This window comes from Streptomyces sp. CA-249302 (genome assembly GCF_050936785.1).
Lineage (GTDB): Bacteria > Actinomycetota > Actinomycetes > Streptomycetales > Streptomycetaceae > Streptomyces.
In genome coordinates this window covers 3185470-3203687 of sequence record NZ_JBNJMG010000001.1, presented here as the reverse complement: position 1 = coordinate 3203687, position 18218 = coordinate 3185470, and the positions used below count along the sequence as shown (strand labels likewise).

Below are 18218 nucleotides of genomic sequence, written 5' to 3'. Positions count from 1 at the left end.
CGACGTTAGCCAGTCATCCGCAGGAGGCAGCCATGAGCACGGCCACGAGCGCGAGCACCACCCCGCACCGCACCGTCCTCTCCCACGTCCGCCGCACCGCATGGCTCGCGAACGCCCTGTTCTGGTCGGCCTTCGCGGTCCTGGAGGCCATGAACCACGGCTGGCTCGCCGGCACCCTGGCCCTCGCCTTCTTCATCGCACCGGACCTGACCTTCCTGGTCGCCCTCGACGACGCACCCCGGATGGCGAAGGGACAGCTCCCGCCGCGCGCGGTGCCGTACTACAACGCGATGCACCGCGCCCTGATCCCGCTCGCCCTGCTGGCCCTCTACGCCGTCGGCCCCTTCACCTGGGCGCCCGCCTTCGCGGCCCTGTGCGGCTGGCTGGCCCACATCTCGTACGATCGCGCCTTCGGCTACGGACTGCGTACTAAGGAGGGTTTCCAGCGTGGCTGACGGATCCGCGCCCGACCGCCTGACCCCCCGAGCCCGCGAGATCGCGACCGCCGCCCGGACCCTCCTGGAGGAGTCCGGGCCCGCCGCGCTCACCCTGCGGGCCGTCGCCGAACGCCTCGGCATCAAGGCTCCCTCCCTCTACAAGCACTTCCCCGACAAGTACGCGGTGGAGGTGGAGCTGATCGCGCAGATGCTGGAGGAGTCGGCGGCGGCGCTGGAGGCGGCGGAGGAGCGGGAGCCGGGTTCACTGACGGCCCTCGGGGAGGCGTACCGCACGTACGCCCTGGACCACCCCCACCTCTACTGCCTCGCCACCGAACGCCCCCTGCCCCGCGCCGCCCTCCCCGCCGGCCTGGAGGACCGGGCCGCGATGCCGCTGCTGCGGGTGTGCGGCGGCGACATGGACACGGCCCGTTCGGTGTGGGCCTTCGCGCACGGGATGGTGATCCTGGAGATCCACGGACGGTTTCCGGACGACGCCGACCTGGCGGCGGCATGGAAAAGGGGCCTGAGGGCGTTCCACCCATGACAGTGGCTCCGCCTGGAAAGGGGGCGTCGGGCGATGGGTGAACATGCTTCGTGGACGAGGGCGCGGCTGGGCCGGTGCGGCCCGTCCCTGGACCTCCTGACCGCCCGCTTCGACAAGCACGTCTACGCCCCGCACGCCCACGACGAGTTCACGGTCGGTGTCTGCGTCGCCGGCTCCGAGGTCATCGACTACCGCGGCGGCCGCATCCGCACGGGCCCGGGCTCCATCGTCGTACTGGCCCCGGCGAGGTGCACACGGGAGGCCCCGGCAACGCGACGGACGGCTACGCCTACCGGGCCTTGTACGCGGACCCCTCTCTACTGACGGAAGGAACGCCGGGCGGCGGCATCCCCCACTTCCGCGAACCACTGATAGACGACCCCGAACTGGCCGCCGCGATCCTCCTCACCCACACGGAACTGGGCGCCTGCCCCGACCCGTTGGAGGCGGAGTCCCGCCTCCCATGGCTGCTGACGGCGCTGGCCGGACGCCATTCGACGGCTCGCGCCGTGAGCGATGTCGTCCCCGGCGCGGACCGGGTGGCCACGGTCGTACGGGACCGCCTGGCCGACGAACTCCTGAACCCCCCGTCCCTCTCGGACCTCGCGACCGACCTGGGCCTGTCCCGTTACCAACTCCTCCGGGCCTTCCGTACGACGATGGGGCTGCCGCCGTACGCCTGGCTGGCCCAGCACCGGGTCACCCGGGCCCGTCGCCTCCTGGACACAGGCCTGCGCCCGGCGGAGGTGGCGGCGCTGGTCGGCTTCGCGGACCAGGCGCACCTGACCCGCTGGTTCCGCCGGGTCCTGGGTGTGACCCCGGCGGCGTACCGCAACAGCGTTCAAGACGGCAGGCCCTGATCCGGCCGAAGGTGTGTGCATGACTGCACGCGGCTGGTTCCTGTTCTCCCTGATGGGAGTGGTCTGGGGCATCCCCTACCTGATGATCAAGGTGGCGGTGGACGCGCCCCTTTCCCCGTCGATGGTGGTGTTCACCAGGTGCGCGCTGGGAGCGGCACTGTTGCTGCCTTTCGCCGTGCGAGGCGGCGGCCTGCTCACGACCATCCGCTCGCACTGGCTGCCGATGCTGGCGTTCGCGTGCATCGAGATCATCGGCCCGTGGTTCACGCTGACGGATGCGGAGCGCCACCTGTCCAGCTCGACGGCGGGCCTGCTGATCGCGGGCGTGCCGATAGTGGGTGTGGTGTTGTCCCGCTCCTTCGGCAACACGGAGCAGTTGGGCGTACGGCGGATGACGGGGCTGGCGCTGGGCCTGGCGGGCGTGGCCGTCCTGACGATCCCGCACCTGACGGGCGGCGACGCGCGCTCCCTCGGGGAGGTGTTCCTGACGGTCCTGGGCTACGCGACGGCGCCACTGATCGCGTCCCGCTGGCTTAAGGACGTACCGACGCTGCAGCTCATAGTCCCCTGCCTGACGCTGGCGGCGCTGGTGTACGCCCCGGCGGCGGCGACGACCTGGCCGTCCTCGATGCCGTCGACGTCGGTACTCGTATCCCTGCTGGCACTGGGCGCGATCTGCACGGCCCTTGCCTTCGTGGCCTTCCTGGAACTGATCAAGGAGGTCGGCCCGACGCGAGCGACGGTCTTCACCTACGTCAACCCGGCGGTGGCGGTGGCGGCGGGTGCGCTGTTCCTGGGCGAGGACCTGACGTGGGGCATCGCGGCGGCATTCACCCTCATTCTGGCGGGCTCGGTGCTGGCGACGGTGGCCGGTCCGGTGAAGGGTGGGGGCCCGGTAACATGGTCGACACGGCAGACGAGCCGGGCGGACGGCCGCGTGGAATCCCCTTGAGGGACTCCCCGAGGAACGTCCGGGCTCCACAGGGCAGGGTGGTGGCTAACGGCCACCCGGGGTGACCCGCGGGACAGTGCCACAGAAAACAAACCGCCCGGTGCTTCGGCGCCGGGTAAGGGTGAAACGGTGGTGTAAGAGACCACCAGTGCCCAGGGTGACCTGGGCAGCTAGGTAAACCCCACCCGGAGCAAGGTCAAAAGGAGCCGCCTTCTTGAAAGAGGGGCGGCTCTGCGGAGACGTTCGAGGGCTGCCCGCCCGAGTCCCCGGGTAGACCGCACGAGGCCGGTGGCAACACCGGCCCTAGATGGATGGCCGTCTCCCCGGTCACCGCGAGGTGGCCGGGTGACAGAACCCGGCGTAACATCCGAGTATCGTTCCCGTCCGCCATAAGCCCAGGTCAGAGCATATGCGGCAAGCCAAGATTGGCAGGCCGGGTCGAATCCGGGTCGAATTTCGCCGTGCGAGCGCAGAGCGTCGTTCGCCGCCTGAGGCGCCAAACAACGAAAGTGCTGTGACCAGCGGAAAAGCACCCGGCAGCCGGACACCTCGGACGATATAAAAATATCGTCCGAGGTGTCCGGCTTGGTTAAATGCGGGTGATCTGGACATCGGTACGGCTCTGTCAGACCTCGCTCGTATCCTCAGCCGTGATCGCAACTCAAGGTTCAGACGCGTCCGGGAGTGACGCAGCAGCACTCGCCGCCTGGCCGCCTCGGCCGACGCCCCTCGACATCGGGAGCGGTGGGCGCGAGGACCGGTTACGGATGCTTCGACAGATGCGGTCTGTCTGGGAAGACTTCAACGGGACCCGCCGTGAGCTGATCAAGAAGGAACTCGCAGTGGCCCGGGCCCGGCAGGCCGAGGTCGTCGCTTACTGGAATCGGCACAAGATCACGGTCATGGACCGGTGGGACAACCGTACTCGTGGTCGCGGAGAAGTGACCGTGGCGGACATCCCAGAGGTCGCAGCACTGTGGCATCAAGACAACCTCGTCCATCCCGAGAACGTCTCGGCGACAGCCCAGAGACGCGGCGAGGTCAGTCCGTACATGTGGCAATGCCCCCTCGCCTTCGGCCATGAGCCGTGGCCAGCCTGGCCCAAGGACCGCATTCAGAAAGGTGCAGGGTGCCCCGAGTGCCGTCGATTGACCCGGCTCGCGGACCTTCCGACGCTGGCTACTCAGTACCGCGGACAGAGACCAGCGAGCGACATTACCCACGCTTCACACGAGAGAGTGCCGTGGATCTGCCGGACATGGGGGGTCGACCCAAGTACCGGAGTGTGGCAGCCGGTTGAACATTGTTTCGAAGCGGTGGTCAAAGAGCGGGCGCTTCAGGGGGACGGCTGTCTGGTGTGTGCGGGTTACGTGATCGACGATACGAACTCGCTGTTCACCTGGTTCCCGGAAATCGCGGACGAGCTGGATGCTCCGGATCTTGACCCGCGTCGGCTGCCGACGAGCCAACACAACATTTCGCGGAAGCATGTTGCCGAAGCAGGCAACCGGGGCGTGTACGCGACCCTGTCTTGGCGATGCCGTCACGGTCACGGCTGGGAGGCCACGGTCCTCAATCGTGTCCAGGGCACCGGCTGCGGCAAGTGCTCGACTTCTGGGATATCGAAGGAGCAGGTCCGGCTGGTTGCTGAACTCGCGGGACTCATCGACCTCGTACCGCCGGAGAGCCGGGATCCACGGCTGCCGGCCGGTGCGCCCGACTTCGCCTCGCACCGTCTCACTGTTACGCCCGAGCACAAGCCCGCCCACTGGCGCTATAAGGACGTCGAGGTCGACGCCGTCTTCCATCTGCCGCACGGTGTCCGTGTAGGCCTCGAGTACGACGGCGCCTTCCACCACTCGACCAGACAGCGGGACCGCCGCCAGTACGAGAACGACAAGGGCCTGGTACTGGTCGCAGCGGGGCTCCTGGACCTGCTCATACACGTCAGAATCGGCGATCTGCCAGAGATGGAGGCTCCCCACGCTCTGATCGTGGCGGTACCTGAACGGGCCGCGGCCTATCAGCAGGCCGGCGCGGTGGCCTCGGCCCTCTCGGCACGCGTTCCCTGGGGTGTGCCGGGCCTGGACGCGTACCTCACCGGTGGCACGGCCCGGCACCAGGCCGCTGCCGATGCCTACATCACCGCAGTATGGGGCGAGCTGCGTCCTCCGCGCCGAAAGCCGAAGAAGGCGGGCCCGCCGACACCACGCCGCCTCTCACCGACGGCTCCGCACACAGACAGCCTGCTGTCAGCCGTTTCCGGCCCTTACCGGAATCCGGAAAAACCAGATGAGATCGTCCGCGACTACCGGTGCGATTGCGGCAACCCCGAGATCTTCACCGCTGTCCAGTCCCAGGTCGCCTCCGGAAACACCCGCAGTTGCGGATGTCTGGCCACACAGGCCAGGCAGCGTCCGCGACCAGCTGTCTCCAAGGCTGAGACGCACGCCGTCCGGACCTGGGCTCAGCAGCGGGCGATAGCCATCGGTGGCAGCGGACGGGTCCCGGACCAGGTGACGGCTTCCTTCCGGCTCGACCGAGCCGGGCGCGACGACCTGCTCGGCCCGGACGGGCTGCTCGACGAGGCACGCGTTCGCGAGTGGGCAGTCTCCGCAGGGCGTCAGCTGGGCGCGAGGGGCAGAGTGACCGGAGAGCTCTGGCTCGGCTACTCCACGAAGGAGCTTGCGGCTGGGCCGCAGATCAAGGCGACGCCGGATCCGCTCGTCGGTCGATGAGCGAAGAAACAAGGAGCCGCGCATGGTCGGCTAACATGGTCGACACGGCAGACGAGCCGGGCGGACGGCCGCGTGGAGCCCCCAGGGGCTTCCCGAGGAACGTCCGGACTCCACAGGGCAGGGTGGTGGCTAACGGCCACCCGGGGTGACCCGCGGGACAGTGCCACAGAAAACAGACCGCCCGGCGCTCAGGCGCCGGGTAAGGGTGAAACGGTGGTGTAAGAGACCACCAGTGCCCAGGGTGACCTGGGCAGCTAGGTAAACCCCACCCGGAGCAAGGTCAAAAGGAGCGCCGTAAAACGTGCTCTGCGCGGACGTTTGAGGGCTGCCCGCCCGAGTCCGCGGGTAGACCGCACGAGGCCAGCGGCAACGTTGGCCCTAGATGGATGGCCGTCTCCCCGGCCGCCGCGAGGCGACCGGGTGACAAAATCCGGCGTACAGCCTGACTCGTCTGTCGTTTTACGTTCTTGCAGGCCGCAGGATATTTGCGGGATTCAGATCTGGGGCGCCGTCTACTTCGGAAGTGAATAGCTACTTCTGGCGTAGCGGACAATTCCATCCGTGCGGCGTTATCGGGATGGTTTTCCTGCGCCGATCTGCGTCTGACGCTGATTTCTGGACTCACGGTGTTCTATGCGCGGCTGAACCTCTCACCGTCTCTGCCGGACATCGTGATCGGTGCGACCTCCCGTCGCATGGTCTTCGCCGGTGTCGCCCTTGGCGATCGCGATGTTGATCATCCCGCAGTACCGCGGGAGCAAGTGACTATCACAGGGCTTCTACGCCTCGTTGCCGCAGGGCCATCTCGTACTGCTGCAATGTCCACAGTTCGTTCTGCAGGGCGGTCGAGTGGGAGGGCTCCTCCGAAACACTCTCACGGGAAAGGGCGCTCAGGAGGTCCTGCATCCGCCGGTCGACGGAATGCCGCCTGACAACGACGAGCTGCTCGCCTGCGTAGGCCTCGTCGACGTTCTTGCGCATGATGGGCTCGGTGGCCAGCTCGGTGACCGTGGCGCGGATGGCTTCGTCGGGAGCGGATTGGAGTACCAAGGCGAGGTACTGTTGGGGGGCCTGGACGCCGTACTCAGCGCCGCCCGCTTCCATGATTGCGCGGCGTACAGCAGCGTAGGGCGGAGCCGTGAATTCGTCGATGCCGTAAGCGTCGAATGCTGGCGAGATCAAATCGGGCCGTTGCAAGGCGACCTTCAGCAGTTCACGTTCGGTGAGGTGTACCGGGTCGCGGAGATTGAGGGTCGGCTTCGTCGTATGCGGCGGACGCCGCTCCGCATCGGCCTGACCGACGTTGCCACGGGTCTCACGGGCTAGCAGCTTTACGCGCCTAACAACCAGGTCCGTGTCGAGGTCGCCGAGCTTCCCGGCGAGTTGCACGGCAACCTCAACGAGGGCGCCGTGCTCCCTGATGCGAGCGAAGACGGGAGCAGCCTCTTCCAGCGCGGACCGTTGCCCAGCGGGGGTTTTCAGATCGTAGCCCGCGATGATCTGGTCCATGAGGAATTCGAAGAAATGAGCGCGTGGTTCGGCAAGGTCCGCGACGGCAGCATCCCCTTTAGCCAGTCGCAATTCACTGGGACCGCCTGCGGTGACGGCGATGTAAGACTCTCCAGAGGCCTTGTGATAATCGTCGAGGGCACGCAGAGCAGCCCGACGGCCGAGGTCATCGTTGTCGACGATGAAGATGGTCTGTGAGCTCCCGTTGTCTTTGAGGAGACGCCGTAGGACGGCGATGTGGTCGCTGCCGAAGGCTGTGCCACAGGTGGAGACGGCCGTGGTAATGCCGGCCAAGTAGAAGGCCATGACGTCGGCGTAGTCCTCGACGACCACGGCACGGTTCGTCCTGGCGATACTCTTCTTCGCGAGGTCGACACCGAACAGAACCTGGGATTTCTTGTAGATCGGCGTTTCGGGCGTGTTGATGTACTTGGGGCCCGTATCCGCCTCGTACAACCTGCGGGCGGCGAAGCCGACGGCTTCGCCGCCGATGTTGCGGATAGGCCACATCAGACGGCCGCGGAAGCGGTCGACAAGGCCGTGGCGCCCCTCCTGGACGAGGCCGGACAGCAGGAGTTCCTTATCGGTGAAGCCTCTACCACGCAGATAGCGGGTGAGGTGGTCCCAGCCCTGGCGGCTGTAGCCGACGCCGAAGCGTGCCGCGGCGGCCTGGTCGAAGCCGTGCTCCGCCAAGAACTTGCGGCCTATCTCGGCCTCAGTGCTGGTGTTGAGTTCCGTGGAGTAGAACTCCGCGGCGGCGCTGTGTGCATCCACGAGGCGGATCCGCTCAACGTGCTGGCGGTCATGGTGGCCTGCGCCTGCGCGCAGGGTGATTCCGCCCTGTGCGGCAAGACGGTCCACGGCCTCTCCGAAGGACAGGCGTTCCATCTGCCTGATGAATGTGAGAGCGTCACCTCCGGCCGAACACTCGAAGCAGTGGTACACACCCTTGTTGCTGTTCACGGAGAATTGACCGCTCTCGTCGCCGCAGAACGGGCAAGTTCCCCGGAACTCGCGCCCGGCCTTGCGGAGCGGTACGTATGCAGAGATGACGTCGTTCAGCGGCACCGCCGCCTTCAGGGCTGCAAGGTCCCTTCTGTCTATGATGCGTTGTGGCTCGGGACGGGAAGACGGCCGGGTGGGCGCGTGAGGGCTCGCCTGGCTTGTCCGTCCACTCGGCGCGGAGGTGGTGTGGCTGGTGTTGCTCCACGCGTTCCGTGTGAAGGGCGCGCTGCTGGCGGTGTCGTCGACCACGCGGTTTGGCTGTGGAAGGTTGCGGGCCAGCATCCGTTGGCGTAGCGGCTCGTACAGATGGTCAAGCGTCAGGAGCGTCGGCCCGTTTGGTATCCCTTCGCGCACGAGGCTGATCAGCTCGCCGGTGAAGGAAGTGCAGGCGTTGGCCTGTTGCTCGAGGGGTACGACATGCGCGGGGCCGTCTGCGGCCGTCCATGTGTAGGTCCCGCGGACATCGGCTGCCAGCGCCAGGTTCTTTCCTGCTGGGGAAAGAGCTTGGACTGCCCTGCCGGAATGGCAGCAGTCGAGGATCGAGATCTTCACCCGGGCGGGGCTGCCCAGCAGGGCATCGCGAACATGCGAGAAGGGCATCCCGGTCAGATGGACATGATCCGTATCAGTCCTAGTCAAGGGTAGGTACAGCTTGGCACGCTCGGACAGCATGCCGTGGCCGACGAAGTAGAACAGGAAGGTGCCGTCGGTCCGTGCCGCGAGTTGGCTCAGCAGAACTGCGACTTCTGGTCCATGAGCAGGGTTGTCGATCACTGTCACTTGCTCAGGGAGCCAGCCGCAGAGTGCTGGATCCGTCAGCAGTTGATGCATCTGCCGAAGGCTGTTGGCTGCTGCGGGTACCGGGGTGAGCCGCTTGTCGCGGTAGTGCGACATGCCCATCAAGACAGCGCATTGTTCGAGCCTGCCGGTGCCAGTCTTATTGCTCATCGAGAGTCTGCTTGATGAGCCGCAGCAGCTCGGCCTCGTCTATGACGTCTGCGCCGTTGCGGACAATTTGAACGGACTTCCCATCGAGGGTCACTGTGACGCTCTGCTCGGTGCGCCTGCTGCTCAGCCAGGACCCGAGCGACGTGACGAAGGCCGTGGCGATGCCGCCAGAACCGACGGCCACACTGATCAACTCGAACGAGCCTCCGAGTTCCTCGGGCTTCGGCGCCCGGCGCTGGGCCCTCACCCGACCCTGAAGATCACGCTCACGGCGCAGCCACTCAAGGAGTGACGCGACCTCTGCATCGGAGGTGCCCTCACCCAGGCGTATCTCAAGTTCCACTCGGCTGTGCCCCCTAGGCTACTTTCCGATCTTTTCGCGCTGAGCCCACGTCCGCAGAGCCACTTTAACGGTCACAGACAGCCAGGTATGCCGGAGGAATCGTCGTTGGCGCCGGGCACCGAAGAGGCCGGTGTCGCGTAGGTGGCCAGCGGACGACCGGTTCTCGGCCCAAAGAAGGAGCTGTTCCGTCAGCGAGGAGCCGTCGGCAGGGCGGCACTCCGCGTTGTCCCCAACTCAGCGGGTACCCCCTGCGTGACGCGCGCACTGAGCCGCTGGGGGTCTGGTGGAGGCTTCGGCGATCCCGGACCGGCTCATTCACTTGCTTGAGCAGCGTCTCGCGGGTGCCGATGCCCGAGGGCTGTCACTGGGCTGCCGTAGCCTGATTGGCATGCTGCTACGCCGCCCCGTGCGGCCCGAAAGGCGGCGCGGGGGCGGTTGATTTCGGCATGGCTCTGGGACATATGAACATCGCCTGGGCGCTGCCAGCCACTGAGGTGGTCGCCGGACGATGGCTCTGCATGCGACGCACCCTGCGGAAGAAGGCCGACGCGATGTGGGATGGTCTGAATAGCCGTCAGCGTAGCTACTTGCTCGCCTGCTTTCGTGAGGACCAGGAAGCGGAGCGCCGAGCCAGGGCGGCGAGGTCCACTTATCAGGAGCCAGGGCCGGCCTCCGTATGGCGCAAGCTGCCGTTCTCGATCAAAGCCGAGCTTCCGTTCGCGGAGTACACCACGATTCAGAGACGCCTCTGCGACGAGGGCCGCCTTGACGCCGGAGCCGGGGCCACCCTGCACGCTCTCGCCCGCAGAGGACTTCTGAGGATCACTGAAGACCGGATCGACGTTCCGGAAGTCGGTCTCGTCACGCGCGTCCTGGTGGAACTGACCCGTGCGGGCCGGGCATGTGCCCGTGCCGGACTAGGTATCGCCCCTGCGCCGCGCCGTCCCAAGCACCTGCTGTCGGAGTGGCTGTGGGGCAATCTGGCAAGGGTCGCCGCCGCCGGTCCAGACGGGCTGCCCGAAGACGTGATGGGAGGCAAGGCCAAGTACTACCTCGGTACCGATTACCGCCCCAACGGCGAGCCGAGTCGGGGGTACATCGATTGTTTCGCCGTTCGTACCGAGAAGGGGCGAGGGACGTTCGTCCTGGAGTACCGGTGGCGGATCACCGAGGCTGGAAGGCGGCACATCAACGCGTACCGCGTTGCCTATCAGACTGCGTACCCAAACGTCCAGGTAAACGTCCCGGATTCGCTGTAACGGCCCCGATTACCGCTCGATTGTCAGACCCCTCGTCTATGTTGCCGAGCGTGATGCTCACTTCCATGACCGAGCCGATCAGTCATGACGTAATCCGGCAGATGGTGATGCGGGCGGCGGCCATGTCGGCCGAGGCCTTCACGAACACCGAGCAGTCTCCCGAAGGCCGCCTTCGCACTCTGATGGAAGGCCACGGGGAGGTCCTCGCCGCCCGTGGACCCGGCCAGCCGCTCCCCTTCGACACCTTCCTGCAGATGCTGACCGGCGACCTCGCACTCCTCCTCCCTGCTGGGGTGCCGCCGGAGGAGATGACCGGCGTCCAACTCATCAATGACGACGGCCTGTTCGAAGAGGACCTGTTCGACCTGGACCATGAACAGAGAGAGGTCGCGCGAGCCGTCCAAAAAGCAACCCGGGACGGCCGGTCCACTTCCCTCGCGGAACTCGAACAGGAGATGGATCAGGTCACCGTCTTCCTGGGCCTGAGGAAACGCGGGACCCAAGAGGCCTACGTCAAGGGCCGTTCCGACCTGTCTCGTATGCCGGCCGGGAGCGAGACGGCGGTGCGGCGGCTGAACCTCCCCAGCGTCGTCGGTCAGTTCTACCGACCCATCAGCTTCGCTGCGCTGTATGAGCAGTGGTGGTTCGCCTGCCCCGTGTGCCGCTGGCCGATGAAGGTCACCCAACACCGTTCCCGCAAATCGGTCACTGGCAGGGTCCGCTGCTTCTACCGGCCGCACGCGGAGCTGATGGGGGCCTCCTTCACTTTCAAGATCCCTGATGCCGGGAAGCCGCCGTCGCTGATCCCCGGCGCTCCGCCCCCGGCCCCCACCGGAGCGGCGTCCGTTCTCGCCCCCGACCTGCGAGGGCCCGTGCCGCAGCCGTTGCCGGCCGCTGGGTATCTCGCGCTGACGCGTGGACCGTGGCGTTACACCACCGTTCCCGGCCTCGTCGAGATCGCCTTGTACGACGCGCTGCGCTCACGCGGTTTCGTTGCCACCCCTGAGCCCTACATGAGCCCCGACGCCCTGGGCGTCGGGGCCGACTGTCCCGGCGCCATCACCGTGTGGCCCTACCAGGATGCCTATGACCTGCACGTGGACGTGTGGCACCGCGACGACGAGACGGAGTCCTTCCTGCTCGACATCAAGGACTTCACCTCGGAGAAGCTGCTGGCGAAGAAGATCCAGGCCGACGGCGGCGACGCGGGTGGCGCAGAGTGGATTGTCGTCCCCGACCACCGCGAAGCCTCTCTTTCCCTGCTGCGCGGGGTGTGCGAGGAGTTCGGCCTGAACGTGGCCACCGCGGGTGACATGGGCGAGAAGATCTGCAGGAGGGCGGGAGTCCGATGGGCCTGACAAGCAAGCTCCGCAAGGACGACGCGGCGGTCTTCTGCGCGCTGGCGCTCGCCGCCCACTATTTCCCCGGCCCGCCCGACGAGCACGGACAGCCCACCGCCAGGTTCAGGCACGCCGCGTTCCTCCTGTCCGGCCAGTACGACAAGTGGTCAGCCTGGGCGAGCCTCCCGCACGGCGAGAAGCAACGCCTTGCCGACGTTCTCGTCAACGCTCCGGGTGAGTTCGCCAGCGCGCCGGCCTTCACACAGGCCGCCCGCAAAAGACTGGCAACGCCTCCTGCCGGGCAGGCCCCTCAGTTCGTTCCAGTCGGTAAACCGTCCGTGGCGGAAGCGGCCTCACCCCGGGTCGGAGACCATCTCCTGGGCTATGTGGACCGCACCCTGGAACGGGTCCACAAGGATCACCCCCGCTCCAAGCCTGCATCGCCCGCCGGGGCCGGGGTGTGGATGACCCGCAAGCTCTACGCCGGGGGCATCGGGGAGATCCAGGGCCGCGCCCTCCTCCCCACGTTCGCGGGCAGCTCCGGAACTGATCCGCGCCAGAGCCCGCCGCAGGTGTACACCGCCGCCCACACACCGAACGTCGAGATCCCTACCAGCGGCCTTCTTGACCTCGCCCGGCAGCTGGATCAGCGACTCAAGCCCGAAGGCCGGCACCTGCACCAAGTCCTCAAGGCGCTCTTTGGCCAGCTCAACACCACGGACACGATCTCTCCGAAGGAGATGATCCGCCTCTGCGCCGGTGCCACCGAGGTCTTCAACGCCCCCACCGGTACCGGGAAGAGCGTCCTCGTCCGCGTCATGGCGTCGTGGTTCGCCATTAACAAACTGACCCTCGCGATCGTCCTGCCCACCGTGGAGGCGACACTCGCGGCAGCGTGGGACATCAGCCAGGATCTCGCATTCCTCGGCCACCCCGAGACGTGCACGCCCCTGATGTCACCGTATGGGCTGCACGAGCGGGCTATGAAGGTCGCCTCCCGCATCGAGGGCTCGATCGCCGAGCAGTCGGACAAGACCCGGTGGAAGATCAGCCAGCTCTCCTACGGCTGCTCGCTGAACCGCTTCACCGAATCCACGCACCCCTACCCGGCCGGCTCGGAATCCTGCATGAGCCTCTATCCGCTGCCCCCAGCCAAGGGAACCCGACGCTGCCCGTTCGTTCCGGTGTGCGGGAAGTACCTGCAACACCACAACGCGTGCACCGCCTCCGTCGTGGTGACCAACCACCACAACTTCATGATGGGCCGGATGCCCATCGGCATCGACCTCGACGGCCGGCCCACCGACGGCCTGAGCGTGGCCGAGTTCCTGCTGCGCCGCTGCCACGCCACCCTCATCGACGAGATCGACCAGTTCCAGTCCACGGCCATCGGGAAGTGCTCCAGCGAGCTGGTCCTGGACTCGCGCCTCGACAAGAAGATCCCGCTCCAGCAGCTCCACGACGAGCTGGGCAAACAGCCGCCCGCCACGGTCAAGGAACTCGTCCCGCCGGTCACCTACGCCCGCTACCTCACCGAGTTCCTGCTGGCCGCCGTCTGCGAAGGTCAGCTCCACCTGCGGCACTACGAGGGCGACGGCGGCCCCGTCGGTGACCGGGCGGGTATGAACAGCACGGGATGGCACATCTCCGGAGGCCGGGACCGCCGCCTGATCCACCTGCTGTTTCCCGAATCAGGCATCACCAGCGAACACGAGATCCCGCAGGAGCTGTTCGACAAGCTCAACGCGCTCAGACCGCCCAAGCCCGGCCACGACCCGCTCGACGACTCGCTCAGCACCGTGGAACTGGAAGACCACTACCGGGAAGTCCGCGGCGTCCTCGGCGACCTTCTCGGCCACCGCGGTACCGATCTGCTCACCCACGCCCAACATTGCCTGGACGACCTCCTCAGAGACATCGTCAAGAACGAGCACGACCGCGCCGAGGCCGTCGAACTGCTCATCGTGCGCACGTGGCTTTCCGAGCTGGACGACACCCTCAACGACCTCACCGGCAAGACGGCCCAACTTCGCTCCAGCGGTCTTGCCTCGGCCCGCGCCCTCGCCGAACGCCTCGAACGAGGCATCGGAGCCAACATCCTTCCGTTCGGCACGCTCGGCCGCGCCCTGTTCGGCTACCGCATCACCGGCATGGACGACCCGGCCAAGACCGGCGAGCTCACCTCCCAGAGCATCACCGGAGATCCGCACACCTACACCGCCCAGCTGGGAAGCATCGTCTCCCTCGCTCTCGCAGGCGTGGAGCGGCCCGTCATGGGCCTGTCGGCGACCGCGTACTTCCCGCAGGCCGTCCGCGAGCACATTCACAGCACTGTGAAGTGGTGGATGACCGACGCCGCGCCGGACAGCATCCGCGCGAAGAAGCACACCATCACCGACTCCCTCAACAACCCCATCCAGATCTCCGGGCTCCCACAGAACCTCAAGGCCGCCGCCCTCAAGGCGCTCGGCGAGAGCCTGTACGACACCCGCATCCACCCCGAGCTCGAACGCTTGGAGAAGGAAGACAAGGACCGCGCCCACGCCGCCGTGGTGGTCAACTCCTACCTGCACTGCCGCTACATCGCCCTGGGCATTTACAACTCCGGCAACTACACCGGCGGCCTGTGCGTCGCCGTCCCACCGGACAAGGAGCGCCGCAGCGACCTGCCGCCGCTGCCCGCCGGCATCGTCGAGCTGACACCCGAGGAGTTCGAGACCTTCCCCACCAAGGGAAAGATCCTCGTCGTCCCCATGGCGCGCATCGCCCGGGGCCTGAACATCGTCATCGGCACCAAGTCAGCGATCACCCCCGTCTACCTGTGCACCCGCCCCCTGGCACTCTTGAGCGATCCTCCGGAGATGTACGCCTCGGTCAACGCCGCCGGCCTCAACAGCCTGCCGAAGGAGCCCAGCGACGACCCGGTCGCCGCTCTCACAGCGGCACGCACCGAGGCGTGGAGACGTCTCAGCCTGATCATGCGCTCCGCGCCCGGCTTCGGGTCGACCCACAAGGTCCTGCAGGAGGAGATCGTCGCAGGCATGGTCGTGGACATGATCCAACTCGCCGGACGAGCACGACGCGGTGGAACGGACATGACCCTTCACCTCGTGGACTACGCCTTCCACCGCGACTCCTGGCAGGCCGACCTCGCCAGCATCCTCAAGCGGATGCACGCCAACTGGGACGAGGACGAACGCCGCCGCATGAACGACATCTACCGCGAAGCCCTCGCGGCCTTCCTTGCCTACGCCGGAATCGACCCGGCCGCATGACCTCCGAAGGAGAAGCCGTCCCCATGTCCTCCCGCACGCCCAAGGCGACCCAGCGTCTCGATCTCCTCGCCGTCCGGGGCACACGCAGCCTCCTCTCGGACGCTTCCGTCCACGTCCGCGACTGCGGCCCGGCTGGCGTCAAGCTGTGGAACATCTTCGACAACGCCTACCGTCGACGGGCAGGGCGGGACGAGATCCAGGCCCCACACTCCGTCGCGACGACGGCCCTTCGCGCCCTCACCGGCGGGTACGTCTGGCTCGACGCCAAACGAGCCGTCCTGGCCAGCCGGGACCCCATCGACGATGACACGGTCCGCGACGTCTTCACCCTGCTGTACGGGCTGGCGACAGGCGAAGACATCGATGACATCGATCTGAACCAGCCCGTCAGCATCGCGGAGAAGTTCGCCTCCACCCCCCAAGAACAGCGCGCGCTGGCCGACTACCTGCGGCCCTCGCCGAGCAGACAGCCGGACGCCCCCAATTGGGTTTACGAGACTGTCGCCTGGGACCTCGCCCGTCGGGTCGCGGCCGAACCCTGGGCGATCGACGGCCTGTCCGTCCGGCTCCGCCCCGACACAGCGGGCGGCCTTGTCGCATGGGACGACCCGTGGCCGGACGAGAGCGGAACCCGATTCGCCCTGCCGCGGATCCGGATGCGGATGAAGACCGAGCCCAACGTGAAGGACCCCCTGATCCTCGTCTCCGCCTCGGCGACCCGTATCAGCAGCTCTATGGACTTCGCCCGCACCGTCCTCGCCGAGCAAGACCGCGCCGACCGGCCTCTGGTCGAGGTCGAACTCGATGGCCGGGGACGTATGCGCAACGTCAACAGGCTCGCCCTCCAAGCCCTCTCCCGGCTCGGCATGGGCCGCTCAGTCCTCCACGAGGTCGACCGGCAGGTCCAGGCCGACAGGCTGGCCCGCCAGCAAGCCCAGGAGAACGGTGAGGAGAGGCCCGCCCCGCAGCCACTGGGCACCGTGCGGCCCATCATGGCCAAGAACTTCTACTTCCCCGTCGGCTCGGGTGTCGGCATGGATTACTACCGAGGACTGTACGACCACGTCCAGACCACCCTCGGCGACAACTGCGAACCACTGTATGGCTTCTTCGAGGGAGGCAACTTCAAGCAGGCCAAGAAGGACGAAGTCCTCATGGAGCCGCTGGACGTTACCCGCTCCCTGGACGCCATGGGGCTCAAACAGCTGCGCATCGTGTGCCTGTGGGCGACCGACGAAATCCGTCAGCGGATGATCAACGCACTCGCCCGCGCCTACGGACTCGACCCCGCCAGCCTCAACCCCGCCGAAGGCAAGAGCGTCCCGCTGCACGGCACCCGGGCCAGCGTCGCCTTCCACCACGTTCCCGAATTCCTCCAGCACGGGCCCGCAGCCGGCCGGTCCGCGCACGCGGCCGACTTGGTCTCTTTGAAGGCAGCATCGGGGGAGATTGTCGGTGTGTGGGCGGAAACCGAGTACGGCGACGGGAAGAAAGGCTCCCCGCAGAGGCCGAAGGACAGCGAAGACGCCAAGCACCAGACCCACCGCCTCCTGGCCAAAATGGACCTGGTCGTCCAGTACATCGACAGGGCCGTCCAGACCGGCATTGACAAGTCCACCGGCATGGACCACCAGAGCCTGTCCTGCCTCATGGACCTCTACCGCAATCTCGGGTTCATCGACCGGCGGATCTCCCGTGTCCTGACCAAGCCCATCGGTGAGCTCCCCGCTGACGGCGTAGCGCACTGCGGCGTTCATGTCCGCAGGCAGTCACGCCGGCCGGGCGAGAGGGACGCCCGTATCTCCGTCTCCGCGAGCGTCCTCAAACCCCCCACCGTGCCAGACGGCGCGTGGACACTCCACGGATGGTCGTACACCGACCGCACCTGGAGGCCTTACCACCTGGCCGAAGCCGCCTTCCACGCCGCCGACTACCCGGCCGGGAAGATGACAGAATTCACGGACAACTTCGCCGGCTACTCCAGCACCGCCAAGGTCATCGACCAGGCGCTGGAAGACCTCGCCGACTACCTGGGTGGCACCCCGTACACGGTCACGGTGGACGGCGTGGCCTGCCGGCGGTTGTGGAAGGGCCTGAACAACAGGACCCAGGGCCAGCCACCCGAGCCCAACACGACCTGGCTCCCGGGCTCCACGATCGCTCCCAAGTACCGGCCGATCGCCGTGATCCGCCTCAACACCACCGATGAGGAGGTCCCCCGTCCGGTGCAGGTGACCATCACGGACGAGGACGACAGCGAGATCAAGACCAAGGAACGCACCACGCAGGTCTTCCGGATCGACCCGGATCCGGATCTCGGCAAGCAGTGCACCTGGCTGCTGGTCAACACCACCCACCAGTTCGACGGCAACGGCGCTGGCAGACAGGGCTCGAAGAAGACCCGTTATGGCGCACTGCCGTGGAACAAGGGGAAGAACGAGATCAAGGCGAACTACTACGCCATGACCGCCACCGAGATCTTCCCGATCGCCGTGAACTCTGACGATCGCCGAGAACTGATGATGGTGACCGCCAGGCTCTGCCACCAGGCACTCGCTTGGAAGCACCGCACCCGCTACCCGATCCCCCTCCACGCGGCCCTGCAGATGGACAAGGACCACCCGCAGTACCGACGCACCATCACGCCCGAGGATCTCGACGACGTGACGAACAGCGAGGACGAGTAGCTTTTTCGGTACGAGTCGGCCGTGGCCTTGCACGCCATGCTGCCTCGAAGGCCCGCCGGATCAGTGCGCCTGCCTTCTCCAAGTCGGTCGCCAGACAGATACGCACGTCCAGGTCACCCCTCCCGAGGTGGCCGACACCGTGCATGGCGCGGGAGAAGCCTTCCTCCAGCTCGGCCGTGCCCAGGTTCGGACTCTGAGGCAAACCACGATCACCTCGTGCTGGGGACGAGCGTGGTCAAGTCCCCTTTCGGAACCCAGCGCAGGTCTCACGGGGGCCGTTGAACATGTCCCAGGGCAGTGCGGTGGCGATGCCCTGGA

Annotated in this window: 9 protein-coding genes, 2 other RNA genes and 3 pseudogenes; 11 read left to right on the top strand and 3 right to left on the bottom strand. The window is 66.7% G+C overall.

Annotation, left to right across the window (positions count from 1 at the left end; genetic code table 11):
* The first annotated feature begins 32 nt into the window (after positions 1–32).
* The 7 genes and pseudogenes from ACQEWB_RS14380 to rnpB (ACQEWB_RS14350) all read left to right on the top strand — a co-directional run bounded on the left by ACQEWB_RS14380 (position 33) and on the right by rnpB (ACQEWB_RS14350) (position 5988).
* Positions 33–455 (top strand): DUF4260 family protein, encoded by a 423-nt coding sequence (locus tag ACQEWB_RS14380; RefSeq protein WP_432830799.1) that lies wholly within the window; start codon positions 33–35, stop codon positions 453–455.
* Entirely contained in the window at positions 448–984 is a 537-nt protein-coding gene (locus tag ACQEWB_RS14375) for a TetR/AcrR family transcriptional regulator (RefSeq protein WP_432830797.1), read from the top strand. The genes ACQEWB_RS14380 and ACQEWB_RS14375 overlap by 8 nt, the downstream gene beginning before the upstream one ends.
* A 33-nt stretch (positions 985–1017) precedes the next feature.
* Positions 1018–1844, top strand: a pseudogene (locus tag ACQEWB_RS14370) (helix-turn-helix domain-containing protein).
* Positions 1845–1863: 19 nt separating this feature from the next.
* A pseudogene (locus ACQEWB_RS14365) lies at positions 1864–2646 on the top strand (DMT family transporter); the annotation flags it as partial.
* Positions 2647–2761: 115 nt separating this feature from the next.
* Positions 2762–3177: RNase P RNA component class A (gene rnpB, locus ACQEWB_RS14360), an RNA gene on the top strand.
* A 398-nt stretch (positions 3178–3575) separates the two neighbouring features.
* The gene (locus ACQEWB_RS14355) at positions 3576–5534 is read left to right on the top strand and encodes a zinc-ribbon domain-containing protein (protein ID WP_432830795.1); all 1959 of its coding nucleotides are present in this window, start codon (positions 3576–3578) and stop codon (positions 5532–5534) included.
* Between the two features lie 52 nt (positions 5535–5586).
* Positions 5587–5988: RNase P RNA component class A (gene rnpB / locus ACQEWB_RS14350), an RNA gene on the top strand.
* A gap of 314 nt (positions 5989–6302) precedes the next feature.
* On the opposite strand, the gene dnaG is transcribed toward rnpB (ACQEWB_RS14350), so the two are convergent.
* The 3 genes and pseudogenes from dnaG to ACQEWB_RS14335 form a co-directional block, all read right to left on the bottom strand.
* Entirely contained in the window at positions 6303–8150 is a 1848-nt protein-coding gene (dnaG, locus tag ACQEWB_RS14345; protein WP_432843809.1) for a DNA primase, read from the bottom strand.
* A 183-nt stretch (positions 8151–8333) separates the two neighbouring features.
* Positions 8334–8948: pseudogene (locus ACQEWB_RS14340) on the bottom strand (caspase family protein); the annotation flags it as partial.
* Positions 8949–8985: 37 nt separating this feature from the next.
* Entirely contained in the window at positions 8986–9339 is a 354-nt protein-coding gene (locus ACQEWB_RS14335; protein WP_432830793.1) for an effector-associated constant component EACC1, read from the bottom strand.
* Positions 9340–9857: 518 nt separating this feature from the next.
* Here ACQEWB_RS14335 and ACQEWB_RS14330 point away from each other — a divergent pair.
* The 4 genes from ACQEWB_RS14330 (at position 9858) to ACQEWB_RS14315 (ending at position 17900) form a co-directional block, all read left to right on the top strand.
* A complete protein-coding gene (locus ACQEWB_RS14330) occupies positions 9858–10598 on the top strand; it encodes a hypothetical protein (protein WP_432830791.1) in 741 nt (246 codons plus the stop codon).
* Positions 10599–10663: 65 nt separating this feature from the next.
* Complete coding sequence (locus ACQEWB_RS14325; protein ID WP_432830789.1) at positions 10664–11956, top strand: hypothetical protein; 1293 nt, start codon at positions 10664–10666, stop codon at positions 11954–11956.
* Positions 11947–15213, top strand: coding sequence for a hypothetical protein (locus ACQEWB_RS14320; RefSeq protein ID WP_432830787.1), 3267 nt, complete (start codon positions 11947–11949; stop codon positions 15211–15213). Before ACQEWB_RS14325 ends, ACQEWB_RS14320 begins: the two co-directional genes overlap by 10 nt.
* Before the next feature lie 23 nt (positions 15214–15236).
* Positions 15237–17900: an RNaseH domain-containing protein gene (locus ACQEWB_RS14315; RefSeq protein WP_432830785.1), complete on the top strand. Its 2664-nt coding sequence runs from the start codon at positions 15237–15239 to the stop codon at positions 17898–17900.
* Positions 17901–18218: the final 318 nt, after the last annotated feature.